Source organism: Olivibacter sp. LS-1, assembly GCF_008245145.1.
Lineage (GTDB): Bacteria > Bacteroidota > Bacteroidia > Sphingobacteriales > Sphingobacteriaceae > Olivibacter > Olivibacter oleidegradans.
This window is the reverse complement of record NZ_CP041643.1, coordinates 5,798,468-5,812,413: the sequence shown is the minus strand read 5'-3', so window position 1 is coordinate 5,812,413 and position 13,946 is coordinate 5,798,468. Positions and strand designations below refer to the sequence as shown.

Genomic DNA, 13,946 nt, shown 5'->3' with positions numbered 1-13,946 from the left:
AAGTGGAAGATTTATCTAATTTTACATTTGATTATTTGGATAAACTGTATAGATGGCTCATTTTCTCGGAGAATTTGAATGCAAGCTAGATACCAAAGGAAGAATGGTATTACCTGCCGGCCTCAAGAAGCAAATGCCTGAGGTGGAGCGGGAAGGGCTTGTTATTAACCGGGGGTTGGAAGCTCATCTAGTGATTTATCCAAGAAAGGAGTGGGATCGTATTATGGAGGAGTTGAGTAGGCTAAATACCTTCGAGCGTAAGACTCGGGAATTTGTGAGAAAATTTATGCGCGGAGCCACTGAACTTACTTTGGATGCTGCTAACCGGGTATTAGTACCCAAGCCTTTGTTAGAATACGCGGGAATTGACGGGGAGGTGGTCTTGGCGAGTCAGTTTAACAAGATTGAAATGTGGGCCAAAGATGCTTATGACGCGCAATGGGATGATGAAGGAGATGATTTTGCTGCTTTGGCGGAGGAGGTGATGGGGAATTTAAATAAAAGACTGGATGGATAATGGTTATCATTTACCGGTCATGTTGCAAGAATGCATCGAGGCACTTGCCATAAAGCCCAATGGCGTTTATGTAGACGTCACATTTGGAGGCGGGGGGCATTCGAGTGCTATTATCCAACATTTAGGTGAGGAAGGGAGACTCATTGCTTTCGACCAAGATCCGGACGCTTTAAATAATGCCCTGCCGGATGAACGGTTTACGCTGATTCATCAAAATTTTAGGTATTTAAAGAATAATTTGCGTTTACAGGGACTTAAACAAGTTGATGGGATTTTAGCAGATTTGGGTGTGTCTTCGCATCAATTTGATGAAGCGGAAAGAGGGTTTTCCATTCGTTTTGATGCAGACTTGGATATGCGAATGGATCGAGTAGGTGAATTAGATGCAAAAGGTATTTTGAATTCGTATTCCGAAGAGGATTTGCATCGCATTTTTGGGATGTACGGAGAAGTTCAAAATGCAAAAAGCCTGGCCAAGGTAATCGTGACAAGTCGTTTGTCGAGGCCTATTAATACGGTGTCTGACTTGAAGTCCATCGTATCGAAATTGGTTCCGAGGGGAAAGGAGAATAAGTACTATGCACAACTTTTTCAGGCCCTACGTATAGAAGTAAATAAAGAATTGGAGGCCCTGCAAGAGTTTTTGGTACAGGCGCAAGCGGTTTTAAAGCCGGGAGGAAGGTTAGTCGTGATGTCGTATCATTCACTTGAAGATCGATTAGTTAAGAACTTTATGGCAAAAGGCAAATTTAAAGGGGAGGTTGAAAAGGATTTTTATGGGAATGAAATAAAGCCTTTTATGCTGGTGAGTCGAAAAGCCATTATTGCTTCGGAGGATGAAATAAGACAAAACAACCGAGCAAGAAGTGCTAAATTACGGGTGGCGGAGAAGTTAAATGGTTAAAGGTATGTTGAACAGGTACAAAAATGAAGGATTAAGTGAAGAGCAACAAGAGGCCTTGCAAAATGATGTAGAAGCGAAAGCAGATGAATCAAAGGACTTTCTGAAATCGCTGTTAACACCTAAAGGCTTTTCCGCGGCAAGGGCGGTTGCGGCGGTTCCTTTTATTGGTTATTTGGCACTTTTAGCTATTATATATATAGCCAATCGGCATTTTGCAGAAGACAGTGTACGTGAAATCGACACCTTGTCAAAAGAAGTAAAGTATTTGAGCTGGGAATATAAGTCGCTAAAGGCCGATCTCATGCTTAAGAGTACACAGAGTGAAGTGGCGAGGAAGGTTGATACGATCGGACTGAAGGCTTTGGTTGAGCCACCAAAGAAAATCGTTTTAGGGCAAGAAGATATTGTTAATAAATAAATGAATATTAGAACAGACATATTGTTGCGGGTGTACCTCTCCTTCGGGGCTATGGTTCTCTTTGCGGTGGCTGTACTATATAAAATGTTCAGCCTTCAGGTTGTACAGGGAGCGCATTGGCAGGCAATGGCAGATAGTTTGTCTACCCGCTATCAAACCATAGAAGCCACTAGAGGGAATATTTTTTCAGTAGATGGAAGTCTGCTTGCCACATCGGTACCGGAATATGATGTACGCATGGATATGATGGCGCCAGGTATTCTGGAAGACGATGTCTTTTATTCTAAAGTTGATTCATTAGCTGCGCGTTTGGCATCTTTCTTTCAGGATAAATCGGTTGAACAGTATCGACGTTTATTGCGTAAAGCCAGAAAGGATAAGAACCGTTATTTTTTGGTGAAGAGAAACGTGAGCTTTCAGGAAATGAAAGCCGTGCGTTCTTTTCCCATATTTAAATTGGGGAAATACAAAGGAGGGCTTATCGCGGAGCAAAAAAACAAAAGGATTTTGCCTTTCAAAACCTTGGCGGCCCGAACAATAGGTTATAAAAATGATAACGTGCAGCCCGTTGGTTTAGAGGGGGCCTACGCTGAGTATATGGACGGCGTTAGTGGGAGCAGGCTGGTACAACGAATTGCCGGCGGAAGCTGGATGCCTATCAACGAGGATACGGAAGTAGCTCCAACCGATGGAGCTGATATCATATCTACTATTGATATCAATATGCAAGATATTGCACAAAAGGCGCTCGAAAAACAGTTGATTGCCAGCGACGCAGATAATGGCTGTGTGATTTTAATGGAAGTAGCAACTGGGGAGGTGCGCGCTGTAGCGAATTTCACAAGGGTGGAAGAAGGTGTTTATAAGGAAAAGTTCAACTATGCCATTGCGCAAAGTTCTGAGCCCGGATCAACGTTTAAATTGGCCTCTTACATGGCGGCGATTGAAGATGGTAAGATTGATACCAGCGATATTGTAGATACGGAAGATGGAACATTTAGAGTCTATAGGCATACGATTCGGGATTCGCATAAAGGAGATGGCAAGATTTCAGTAAAGCGCGCCTTTGAAGTTTCATCTAATACCGCGGTCACCAAATTAATCTATAAATATTATAAAGATAATCCGTCTGCTTTTACAGATAGACTCTATGCAATGCATCTAAATGAGCCGCTCGGGTTACAAATACCGGGAGAAGGGCAACCTTTGATAAAAACGCCTAAAAGCAGATCGTGGAGCGGGTTAACGCTCCCTCAAATGGCTTATGGATATGAACTAAAGATAACGCCATTACAAATGCTTACGTTATACAATGCGGTCGCAAATAATGGTAAAATGATCGCCCCACTTTTTGTAAAAGAGATTCGGCGCTTAGGCAATACTGTAGAGAAGTTTGAGGCAAGAGTGATCAATGAGAAGATTGCTTCAGACCAAACGATTGCTAAAATGAGGGGAATGTTGGAAGGGGTCGTTGAAGAAGGAACCGCTAAACAGCTAAAAAATTCTCTTTTTAAGATGGCGGGTAAAACCGGAACAGCCCAAATGGCAGATGGAGCCGCCGGATATAAAACCAAAAGAAGGTATCAAGGGTCTTTTGCAGGATATTTCCCGGCAGATAACCCAAAATATTCGATGATTGTCGTTGTACAAAATCCAAGGAAGGGAGGGTACTACGCAACCACGATTGCCGCGCCTGTTTTTAAGGAAATTGCAGAAAAGGTATACGCAGGAGACAGTCGGATGTATCATGATTTTAAGAAATTGCAAATGGCTTCCGTACCAGCTGCTCCGCCGATTAAATATGGCTTTCAGAAGGATAGTCAATATGTATTCGGTGCTTTAGGGTTAAAGTCGACACAACACCTGAAACAAGATACGGCGAAAGTGTTGTTATCGGATGATCATCTACCGGAAGATAAAATCCCTGATTTGAAAGGGATGGGGCTTAAAGATGCCATGTATCTATTAGGCAATATAGGAGTAAAGACCTTTGTAAAGGGAAAAGGTAGAGTAGTTAAGCAATCTGTTAACCCCGGAGAGCTGGTAAATAAAGGTGGATTTATTACAATTGAGTTAGAATGATTTCGCTATCGAAAATATTGAATGGTGTATCTATAAAACAGGTTATAGGTAGCATGGATGTGACTGTTCATGCGGTACGTTTTGATTCCCGCCAGGTGGTAGATGGTGATCTTTTCGTTGCTGTCAGGGGAACTCTTACCGATGGTCATGTATTCATAGATAAAGCAGTTGCCCTGGGAGCTAAGATAGTGGTATGCGAGCAGCTACCTCAAGACCTTAGTGGGCACATTACCTATATACAAGTTGAGAATGCAGGCTTTGCACTAGGGTTGATAGCTGCTAACTTTTATGATAACCCATCCGCCAAATTGAAGTTAGTGGGCGTAACCGGCACGAACGGAAAAACGACGGTTGCGACGTTACTATATAAATTATTTATTGAACTCGGATTTAGAGTTGGCCTTATTTCGACTGTACAAAATAAGGTGAACGAGCGCGTCATTGAATCAACCCATACCACACCTGATCCGATAAGCTTAAATGAGCTTTTATGTGAGATGGTAAACAGTGGTTGTGATTATTGCTTCATGGAGGTTAGCTCGCATGCGGTTGCACAGCATCGAATTACAGGTTTGTCCTTTGTTGGTGGTGTTTTTACCAACTTAACGCATGACCATTTGGATTTTCACAAAACTTTTGATGCCTATCTAAAAGCGAAAAAGGCTTTTTTCGATATGCTGCCTAAGTCGGCTTTTGCCTTGGTGAATATAGATGATAAAAATGGAAGCGTCATGCTCCAGAATACCGACGCTTACAAAAAGACATACGGTTTAAAGAATATTGCCGACTTTAAAGGGAGGATTGTGGAAAGCCATTTCAATGGTATGCTAATGCAAATCGATACACGTGAAGTATGGATACGTTTAGTTGGTGCGTTCAATGCTTATAATTTGTTGGCAGTGTATAGTGTTGCCATTCTTTTGGAACAGGATACGACCCGAGTGTTAACGATTTTAAGCAGATTAACCGGAGCAGAAGGTAGATTCGATACGCTGGTTTCGGGTAACGGTGTTATTGGTATCGTGGATTATGCGCATACGCCTGACGCGGTGGAAAATGTCTTGCGAACGATTGTAGATTTGCGAAAAAATAAGGAACAAATAATAGCTGTATTAGGGTGCGGCGGAGATAGGGATAAGACGAAGCGACCCGAAATGGCGGCGGTAGCCGCAAACCTAAGTGATAAGGTGATTTTAACCTCAGATAACCCAAGAAGCGAAGATCCGCAACAGATTATTCGCGAAATGGAAGCTGGGATACCTGCCGATAAGAAAAGACATGTGTTTTCCATCACGGATCGCTATGAAGCCATCAAAGCAGCTGTTCATCTTGCACAACCAGGTGACATTGTTCTCATAGCGGGCAAGGGACATGAAAAATATCAGGAAGTTATGGGGGAAAAAAGACCTTTTGACGATAAAGCAATATTAAAGGATCTTTTTAAAGAGGTAAACGACTAATAATAAACAATATACCAAAGGGGATGCTGTATTATTTATTTACATATTTACATGATCATTTTAATTTACCTGGTGCCGGGGTATTCCAGTATATCTCCTTTCGCTTTGGTATGACCGTTATATTGTCCCTTATTATTACTACTGTTTATGGTGGTCGGCTTATCGGTCTGCTACGGAAAAAACAGGTTGGTGAAACGGTGAGAAGCTTAGGGTTGGAAGGCGAGACGCAGAAGCAAGGTACGCCTACAATGGGTGGGCTAATTATCATCGCCGGTATTCTTTTACCTACGCTGCTGTTTGCTAAGTTAGAGAACGTTTATATTATTCTAATGATCATTGCTACGGTCTGGATGGGAACCGTTGGTTTCATAGATGATTATATCAAAGTATTTAGAAAGAATAAAGAGGGACTCGCCGGAAAATTTAAGGTGGTTGGACAGGTAGGATTGGGAATTATTATTGCCTGGACAATGCATGATCATCCGTCTATTGTGACAAGACAGAAAGTGAATGGCCCAATAAAAGGTGAGAATATTGAAATGCAGCAAAACTTTGATGGTACGAAAAGCTATTACAACGTAGAAGTTAAATCTACAAAAACAAATATTCCTTTTTATAAGAATAACGAGTTTGATTATGGAAAGGTATTAAGCGTTTTTGGCGTTCCGGATGGAAAATATGCTTTTTTTGTTTTTTTAGCTTTCGTCGTATTTATCATTACCGCTGTGTCAAATGGTGCTAATATTACGGACGGCATTGATGGTTTGGCAACAGGTACATCCGCTATCATAGGTGCAACATTAGCCATTTTGGCCTACGTGTCGGGTAATAGCATTTTTGCCGATTATTTAAATATCATGTATATCCCCAATTCCGGTGAGCTAGTAGTGTTTGCGGGCGCCTTTGTTGGGGCTTGTGTCGGGTTTTTATGGTATAATTCCTATCCTGCTCAAGTCTTCATGGGTGATACCGGGAGCTTGGCTATTGGTGGCGTTATCGCTGCTTTTGCCATCATGATTCGTAAAGAATTACTCATACCTGTATTATGTGGCATCTTCCTCATTGAACTTGTATCAGTCATTATGCAGGTATCGTATTTTAAATATACAAAAAAGAAATTCGGAGAAGGAAGAAGAATCTTCTTAATGTCTCCGTTACATCATCACTACCAAAAGAAGGGCTATCATGAATCGAAGATCGTTACTCGATTCTGGATTGTCGGAATCATATTAGCTGTTATTACAATTGTAACGTTAAAAGTGAGATAATAACGAGATGGAGCATAGGAGTCATCATACACGTCAAAAGAAACCACTGCTAGTAATTCTGGGAGCAGGGGAAAGTGGTTTTGGTGCAGCTGTTTTAGGAATGAAACAGGGCTTTGACGTGTTTGTGTCGGATGGAGGCGAAATCAAAGAGATATATAAGAGTCAGCTAAAACATCATCGCATTCCATTTGAAGAAAAGGGGCATTCGATCGATAAAATTCTAGTCGCTGATTTAGTCATTAAAAGCCCGGGCATACCCGAAAAAGCAGGGATTGTACAAGCCTTAAGGAAACAAAGGATTCCTGTGATAGGAGAAATCGAATTTGCGGCACGTTATACGGATGCGAAGACCGTTTGTATCACTGGCTCAAATGGCAAATCGACAACCACGATGCTTACGTACCATATCCTCCAAAAAGCGGGTATCAACGTTGGCTTAGCGGGAAATATCGGGAAAAGTTTCGCCCTACAGGTCGCTACGGAACAATATGAGGTATATGTGCTCGAAATTAGCAGCTTCATGTTGGATGATATGTACGATTTTCGAGCTGATATTGCAGTGCTGTTGAATATAACGCCCGATCATTTGGACCGCTACGATTACAAAATGGAAAACTATGTTAATTCTAAATTTAGAATTACTAGAAATCAACGCGGGAACGACATCTTTATCTATTGTAAAGATGATCCGGAAACAAATAAAGCGCTGACCGCGAAAGAAATTAACGCAACAATGTATCCTTTTAGCTTGACAGAAGAGGTGCAATATGGGGCTTATTTGAATGAAGAAAAAGAAATAGTAATAACATTACCTAACCAGGAAAGATTTATCATGTCTATTAACGATTTAGCATTACAGGGAAAACACAATGTTTACAATAATATGGCTTCTGGAATTGTTGCCAAGGTTTGGGAGTTACGGAACGAGTCGATTCGGGAGAGTATGGGCGACTTTGTGAATATTCCGCATCGTTTGGAGCATGTAACCAAAATTTCCGGGATAGAATTTATAAACGACTCAAAAGCAACGAACGTAAACTCTGTATGGTACGCATTGGAGAGCTTACCAGGGAAAATTGTATTGATTATGGGAGGGGTAGATAAGGGCAATGACTATAGTATGCTTCGTGAATTGGTGCAAAGTAAAGTGCGCGGTATTGTTTGCCTAGGTAAAGATAATCGTAATATTCATAACGCTTTCGAAGCTGATACGGATGTAATTGTGAATACCCAAACAATGAGTGAGGCCGTTCAGATTGCTTATCATATTGCACAAAAAGGGGATACGGTGTTGTTGTCACCTGCTTGCGCCAGTTTCGACCTGTTCAAAAATTATGAGGACCGGGGCGATCAGTTTAAAGCGGCTGTGCGTGAGCTTTGAATAAATTGATTTATTTTATAATAACGAATTATGGAGCGTATATTCAATAAACTGAAAGGAGACAAATGGATTTGGATAATAGTCATATTATTATCCGTTTGGTCTTTATTGGCCGTTTATAGCTCTACAGGAACTTTGGCTTATAAAGAGGGGCGAGGAACTGAAACATACTTGATCAAACATTTTACGCTTATTTTTGCGGGCCTTATCCTGATGTATTTTTCCCATCTTTTGGATTATAGGTATTATGCGGGAATCTCAAAAATTTTGATGATCATTACCATCCCGCTTCTTTTGTATACCCTATTGTTTACCGAATCAGTGAATGATGCCAACAGGTGGGTTACCATTCCGGTTATTAACCAAACGTTCCAAACATCCGACATGGCTAAATTGGCGCTTATAACCTTTTTGGCTAGGATGTTAACTCGAAAGCAGGAAAATATAAAAGACGTAAAGAGAGCATTTATGCCTATAATGGGGTCAGTTTGCATTGTTATCATTCTGATTGCTATTGCAAACATGTCTACGGCCATTATGCTCTTTGCGGTGAGTATTTTATTACTTATTATCGGACGCATCAGTATTAAGCAAATAGCTTATGTAAGCGTAGCGGGTGTTTTCTTGCTTACATTAGTTGTGCTCTTAGGCCCTCGTCGACAAACCTATATATCCCGTGTAGAAACGTTTTTAGGCAAAGGTGAACCCGATCCGGATAAGGAGTTTCAGGCTAATCAGGCCAAGATTGCAATTGCGACCGGTGGCCTGTTTGGTAAAGGCCCCGGAAATAGTACACAGCGTAATATGTTACCTCACCCTTATTCTGATTTCATTTTTGCTATAATCATAGAAGAATATGGTGCCGTAGGAGGCGTCGTTTTGGCAGCTTTATATCTAGTATTTATGTATAGATGTATACGTATCGTTACGCAGAGCCCGAAAGCCTTCGGCGCCTTATTGGCTGCGGGCTTAGGTTTTAGTTTAACGATCCAAGCCTTTGGAAATATGGCTGTGGCCGTGGGGCTTGGGCCGGTAACAGGTGTGCCTTTACCCTTGGTGAGTATGGGGGGGACGTCGATTTTGTTTACCAGTGTGGCATTCGGAATTATTTTGAGTGTAAGCCGAAATATTGAAGAACTTAAGTCAAAAGGAAAGGAAAAGGAAACTAGGGGTAAAAAGGCAAATGACAAAGTGATTGTTGGTGAAATTCCGGCAATGGCATAAACTTAAAAGGTATGGAAAGCAAGACAAAACGTGTGATTATTAGTGGAGGAGGAACAGGAGGACATATTTTCCCTGCCATCGCCATTGCTAATGCGTTGCGACGTCTGGAGCCGTCTATTGAAATTCTATTCGTTGGTGCTAATGGGAGAATGGAGATGGATAAGGTGCCTGCCGCTGGCTATAAGATTATCGGTTTGGATATCCAAGGTATCAATAGGCAGTCGCTGCTTAAAAATATACTCCTACCTTTTAAATTGTGGAAAAGTATACAGCGGGCAAGAGCTATTATCCGAAATTTCCGCCCGGATGTAGTCGTCGGTGTGGGCGGTTATGCCTCGGGACCTTTATTGCATGCTGCCGGTCGACTGAATATTCCATATCTAATACAAGAGCAAAATTCATATGCGGGCATAACAAACAAGAAATTAGGAGCGAAAGCATCAAAGATATGTGTGGCTTTTGACGGGATGGATCGCTTTTTCCCCAAAGATAAATTGCTGATTACGGGAAACCCCATTCGACGTGATGCCGTTGATATTGTAGGGAAGGAGTTTGAGGCGAAAGAATTGTTGGGCTTAGATCACGATAAGAAGACGATTTTACTAACAGGCGGCAGTTTGGGTGCTCGAACGCTAAACGAAAGTATACTGAACGGTCTGCAAAAAATGCGTAAGGCTAATTTGCAGATTATATGGCAGTGTGGAAGCTACTATTATGAAAAAATGCAAGATGTGCTCAAAGACGATGGGTTGGAGGATGTTTGTTTGAAGCCCTTTCTCCACCGCATGGACTTAGCTTATGCGGCAGCTGACGTAATCGTTGCGCGGGCGGGGGCCGGCACAATTGCTGAATTATGTGCTGTTGGAAAACCGGCAATCCTGGTGCCGTCGCCAAATGTCGCTGAAGATCACCAAACAAAAAATGCGCTGGCATTGATCAAGAAAAATGCAGCGATTATGGTGGAAGATTTGAAGGCACAGGAAACATTAATGGACGAAGTGATTGCGTTAATAAAGGATAAGGAAGAATGTAAAGTTTTATCAGCAAATATAAAAAATTTGGCAAAAGTGGATGCTGATGAAGTAATCGCGAAAGAGGTTTTAGAACTTATTAAACTTAACAAATAACGGGCACGTAAAGGTTGACAAATGGAAAATACGGTATTGACAGCGATAAAACAAGTGTTCCTGATAGGTATAGGCGGTATCGGTATGAGTGCGCTCGCCCGTTACTTCCATCATAAAGGAATGCGTGTTTATGGCTATGACAAGACCGAAACTTCTTTGACAAGGCAATTGACAAGTGAAGGAATCAATGTTTTTTATAGCGATAACATAGACCTGATTGCGCCACCGTTTGTTGAAGATCGAGAGGGCAGTTTAGTGATTTATACACCTGCTGTTCCAAAAGATTTGGATTTGGTAGCTTTTTTTCAACGGCTGGGCTATCGCTTGTATAAACGATCTGAAATCTTGGGAAAGATAAGTGAGTCGCATTTTACGATAGCTGTGGCGGGCACCCATGGAAAAACGACGACAAGTAGTATGATTGCGCATATTTTAACAAGTAGCGGGCGCCCTTGTTCTGCATTTTTGGGTGGGATTGCAGCTAATTATAATACAAATTTACTGCTTGCGGATTCTGATTTATTCGTAGTAGAGGCGGACGAATTTGACAGGTCATTCCTTACGCTGCATCCCAATATTGCGGTGGTGACGGCGACTGATCCTGATCATCTTGATATATATGGCGATTCAGAACATATGTTAGAATCTTTCCGGCTTTTTGTAAATCAAGTAGCCAAAGATGGCAAACGTATTATTAAGGAAGGTTTGCACTTGCCAACAGATATTCGTTATGCAGTTGAAAAAAGGGCGGACGTATACGCAACAAATATCCAAATAAGGAATAAATGCTTTTATTTTGATTATCTGGGTTACAATAAATCCATTTTTGATATTAAGCTAGGTATTGCTGGCAAACATAATATTGAGAACGCCGTTGCAGCAATCACCGTTGCCAAGCTGTTGGGTATTGACGACGAGGCGATTAGCGGATCACTTGCTTCCTTTAAAGGAGTTAAGCGTCGTTTCGAATACATTGTAAATCGCGAAGACCAGGTTTACGTGGACGATTATGCGCATCATCCGGAAGAGTTGAGGGCTTGTTTGTCTGCTATGAAAGAACTGTATGGTGACAAGGAAATTACCTGCGTTTTTCAGCCCCATTTATTTACACGTACACGTGATTTCGTCGACGAATTTGCGGAGGTGCTGGGCTTGGCAGACGTTTTGTTATTAATGGATATATACCCTGCCAGAGAGCAGCCTATCGAGGGAGTGAATTCAGATTGGTTATTGAGTAAAGTGCAGTTAACACATAAGTATAAGCAATCGGCATCGGATGTGTTGGCTTATATAAAAAGGGAACGGCCGCCAGTGCTGCTTACTGTTGGGGCAGGTGATATTGATCTGTTAGTAAATCCAATAAAGGAGGTTTTGACAAATGTTTAATAGCATCAAAAAGATCAATTGGCGTCGGGTGACTTATTTATTCACCTGGGTGTTAGCCTTAGCCGGTTTTTTTGTGCTGATGGGGTTTATTAATACCAAAAAGAATGAGATAGCCTGTAAAGGAGTTAAAATTATTGTTCCCGGATCGCAGGCTTTTGTTTCGCAGGAAGATGTATTCGGCATTATCGAAGAAAGCGAAGGTCCGCTGACAGGACACCTTTTGAAAAACGTGCCGATACACGAGTTAGAAAATAAGTTAGCGCAAAATCCTTTTATTCAAAGTGTAAAGGTTTTTACCGAGATGGACGGCATGGTGCATGTTAAAATTGAGCAACGGGAGGCCATCATGCGTATCATTAATAATGTTGGAAATGATTTTTATATTGATAAAGAAGGTGTCAAATTTCCCACATCTAAATTGTACGCACCGCATATCATAGTTGCAAATGGGAATGTATCAGAACGTTTTGATGGAAAAAGAGATACCGTTCGTTCCACACTCGTAAAGGATTTATGCAAGGTGGCTGATTTTTTAGGAAAGGACTCGTTATGGAACAGTCAGGTGGAGCAGCTATATGTAAATGAAGAACAAGATATCGAAATTGTGCCTAGAGTAGGAAACCAAAAGATCGTTTTGGGTAACGCTGATTCGTTGCCGAATAAATTTAACAGGTTAATGGTCTTTTATAAGCAAATTATTCCGAAGGCAGGATGGGGAACTTACAAGACCGTGAATTTAAAATTTGCAAATCAAATTGTTTGCGAGAAGGCAGATAGTATTATACAGAAGGAAAAAAATAATAAACAGCATATTAACACGCATTAGACATGGAAAAACGAACTACTAATCCGAAGGACGCTCCTATAGTTGTTGGTCTAGATATTGGTACAACAAAGATCTGCGTAACAGTAGGTCGGAGGAGCGAGCATAATAAGATAGAGGTATTGGGCATTGGTAAAGCAGAATCGCTGGGCGTGAGCCGTGGAGTAGTTGCCAATATTCAAAAAACAGTTACAAGTATTGTTAAAGCTGTCGAAGAAGCAAGTGCGCAGTCCAATGTCGATATCAAAGTTGTAAATGTTGGTATTGCTGGTCAACATATCAAAAGTCTTCAACATCGGGGTATTCTAACAAGAAAAGATGATAATGAGATTGGTAGGAAAGATATAGAGAAGCTGGTAGAGGATATGTATAAATTGGTGCTTCCTCCGGGGGAGGAGATCATCCATGTGCTACCGCAAGAGTTTACAATTGATAATGAGCCAGGTATAAAAGACCCGATTGGTATGGCCGGTCGACGTATGGAAGCTAATTTTCATATTATTTCGGGCCATGTCAGCGCGGTAAGAAATATTAAGCGTTGTGTTGAATATGCTAGTTTAGAGGCGCAAGAGCTTATTCTGGAACCGCTAGCCTCTTCCGAAGCTGTGCTTAGCCCTGAAGAGAAGGACGCAGGTGTTGTTTTAGTCGATATTGGTGGCGGAACTACGGATGTAGCGATTTTCCATGAAGGTATTATTAGACACACGGCCGTTATTCCTTTGGGAGGGAATATTGTAACCGAAGATATCAAACAAGGATGCTCGGTTCTGCGTAATCAGGCAGAATTGTTAAAAGTTAGATTCGGTTCCGCATTAGCGGAAGAAAACCGGGAAAATGAAATAATTTGTGTGCCGGGGTTGCGTGGAAGGGAACACAAAGAGATTTCGGTTAAAAATTTAGCCTATATCATTCAAGCCCGGATGGAAGAAATTATAGAGCATGTTTATTATGAAATAAAGTCATCCGGATATGAGCGTAAACTTATCGGTGGAATCGTTATTACAGGAGGAGGGGCGCAATTAAAACACCTAGTTCAATTGGTGGAATACGTGACTGGTTTGGAATGTCGTATCGGTATGCCAAATGAACATTTGTCGAAAAATGAAGTGCTGCCGAAGAACACTTATGATGAACTGAAAAGTCCACTCTATGCAACGGGTATTGGCTTGTTAATTAAGGGAATTGAGGCCGCTGAGTATAATGAGGTGGAGCACCCGGTAAAGAGCCAAGCTGTCAAAGGTATAGCGGAAGAAGGAAAGAAGACATTTGGCTTCTTAGATAAGATTATTCGCTATATCAGCGATGATAATAAAATTGAAGATACAGACTATATTAAATAGTTTTCAACACTCGGTT

The 13,946-nt window shown here is 41.4% G+C and carries 12 protein-coding genes; all 12 read left to right on the top strand.

The window, feature by feature from the left end; all coding sequences use genetic code 11:
- Window positions 1-52 precede the first annotated feature (52 nt).
- The 12 genes from mraZ to ftsA are packed head-to-tail and all read left to right on the top strand — an operon-like array spanning window position 53 to window position 13,930.
- Window positions 53-517: a division/cell wall cluster transcriptional repressor MraZ gene (gene mraZ / locus FKG96_RS24280; protein ID WP_013663392.1), complete on the top strand. Its 465-nt coding sequence runs from the start codon at window positions 53-55 to the stop codon at window positions 515-517.
- Window positions 510-1,421: a 16S rRNA (cytosine(1402)-N(4))-methyltransferase RsmH gene (rsmH, locus tag FKG96_RS24275; protein WP_013663391.1), complete on the top strand. Its 912-nt coding sequence runs from the start codon at window positions 510-512 to the stop codon at window positions 1,419-1,421. Before mraZ ends, rsmH begins: the two co-directional genes overlap by 8 nt.
- Window positions 1,422-1,425: 4 nt before the next feature.
- On the top strand, window positions 1,426-1,839 hold the full coding sequence (locus FKG96_RS24270) for an FtsL-like putative cell division protein (RefSeq protein ID WP_013663390.1): 414 nt from the start codon (window positions 1,426-1,428) through the stop codon (window positions 1,837-1,839).
- Entirely contained in the window at window positions 1,840-3,921 is a 2,082-nt protein-coding gene (locus FKG96_RS24265; protein ID WP_013663389.1) for a penicillin-binding protein, read from the top strand.
- Window positions 3,918-5,381: a UDP-N-acetylmuramoyl-L-alanyl-D-glutamate--2,6-diaminopimelate ligase gene (locus FKG96_RS24260; protein ID WP_149106255.1), complete on the top strand. Its 1,464-nt coding sequence runs from the start codon at window positions 3,918-3,920 to the stop codon at window positions 5,379-5,381. The genes FKG96_RS24265 and FKG96_RS24260 overlap by 4 nt, the downstream gene beginning before the upstream one ends.
- A 23-nt stretch (window positions 5,382-5,404) precedes the next feature.
- The gene (mraY, locus tag FKG96_RS24255; protein ID WP_013663387.1) at window positions 5,405-6,649 is read left to right on the top strand and encodes a phospho-N-acetylmuramoyl-pentapeptide-transferase; all 1,245 of its coding nucleotides are present in this window, start codon (window positions 5,405-5,407) and stop codon (window positions 6,647-6,649) included.
- 7 nt (window positions 6,650-6,656) lie between these two features.
- Complete coding sequence (gene murD / locus FKG96_RS24250) at window positions 6,657-8,030, top strand: UDP-N-acetylmuramoyl-L-alanine--D-glutamate ligase (RefSeq protein WP_130858328.1); 1,374 nt, start codon at window positions 6,657-6,659, stop codon at window positions 8,028-8,030.
- Window positions 8,031-8,060: 30 nt separating this feature from the next.
- Complete coding sequence (locus FKG96_RS24245) at window positions 8,061-9,254, top strand: FtsW/RodA/SpoVE family cell cycle protein (RefSeq protein ID WP_130858329.1); 1,194 nt, start codon at window positions 8,061-8,063, stop codon at window positions 9,252-9,254.
- An 11-nt stretch (window positions 9,255-9,265) separates the two neighbouring features.
- Window positions 9,266-10,381, top strand: coding sequence for an undecaprenyldiphospho-muramoylpentapeptide beta-N-acetylglucosaminyltransferase (murG, locus tag FKG96_RS24240; RefSeq protein WP_130858330.1), 1,116 nt, complete (start codon window positions 9,266-9,268; stop codon window positions 10,379-10,381).
- 21 nt (window positions 10,382-10,402) lie between these two features.
- Window positions 10,403-11,767 (top strand): UDP-N-acetylmuramate--L-alanine ligase, encoded by a 1,365-nt coding sequence (murC, locus tag FKG96_RS24235; protein WP_130858331.1) that lies wholly within the window; start codon window positions 10,403-10,405, stop codon window positions 11,765-11,767.
- Entirely contained in the window at window positions 11,760-12,593 is an 834-nt protein-coding gene (locus FKG96_RS24230; RefSeq protein WP_130858332.1) for a cell division protein FtsQ/DivIB, read from the top strand. The genes murC and FKG96_RS24230 overlap by 8 nt, the downstream gene beginning before the upstream one ends.
- 2 nt (window positions 12,594-12,595) lie before the next feature.
- A complete protein-coding gene (gene ftsA, locus FKG96_RS24225) occupies window positions 12,596-13,930 on the top strand; it encodes a cell division protein FtsA (RefSeq protein ID WP_013663381.1) in 1,335 nt (444 codons plus the stop codon).
- Window positions 13,931-13,946 lie beyond the last annotated feature (16 nt).

What these genes read in the sequence shown, in the direction of transcription:
- mraZ (WP_013663392.1), top strand. Translation starts at nt 53, where the DNA reads ATGGCTCATTTTCTCGGAGAATTTGAATGCAAGCTAGATACCAAAGGA.
- rsmH (WP_013663391.1), top strand. Translation starts at nt 510, where the DNA reads ATGGATAATGGTTATCATTTACCGGTCATGTTGCAAGAATGCATCGAG.
- FKG96_RS24270 (WP_013663390.1), top strand. Translation starts at nt 1,426, where the DNA reads ATGTTGAACAGGTACAAAAATGAAGGATTAAGTGAAGAGCAACAAGAG.
- FKG96_RS24265 (WP_013663389.1), top strand. Translation starts at nt 1,840, where the DNA reads ATGAATATTAGAACAGACATATTGTTGCGGGTGTACCTCTCCTTCGGG.
- FKG96_RS24260 (WP_149106255.1), top strand. Translation starts at nt 3,918, where the DNA reads ATGATTTCGCTATCGAAAATATTGAATGGTGTATCTATAAAACAGGTT.
- mraY (WP_013663387.1), top strand. Translation starts at nt 5,405, where the DNA reads ATGCTGTATTATTTATTTACATATTTACATGATCATTTTAATTTACCT.
- murD (WP_130858328.1), top strand. Translation starts at nt 6,657, where the DNA reads ATGGAGCATAGGAGTCATCATACACGTCAAAAGAAACCACTGCTAGTA.
- FKG96_RS24245 (WP_130858329.1), top strand. Translation starts at nt 8,061, where the DNA reads ATGGAGCGTATATTCAATAAACTGAAAGGAGACAAATGGATTTGGATA.
- murG (WP_130858330.1), top strand. Translation starts at nt 9,266, where the DNA reads ATGGAAAGCAAGACAAAACGTGTGATTATTAGTGGAGGAGGAACAGGA.
- murC (WP_130858331.1), top strand. Translation starts at nt 10,403, where the DNA reads ATGGAAAATACGGTATTGACAGCGATAAAACAAGTGTTCCTGATAGGT.
- FKG96_RS24230 (WP_130858332.1), top strand. Translation starts at nt 11,760, where the DNA reads ATGTTTAATAGCATCAAAAAGATCAATTGGCGTCGGGTGACTTATTTA.
- ftsA (WP_013663381.1), top strand. Translation starts at nt 12,596, where the DNA reads ATGGAAAAACGAACTACTAATCCGAAGGACGCTCCTATAGTTGTTGGT.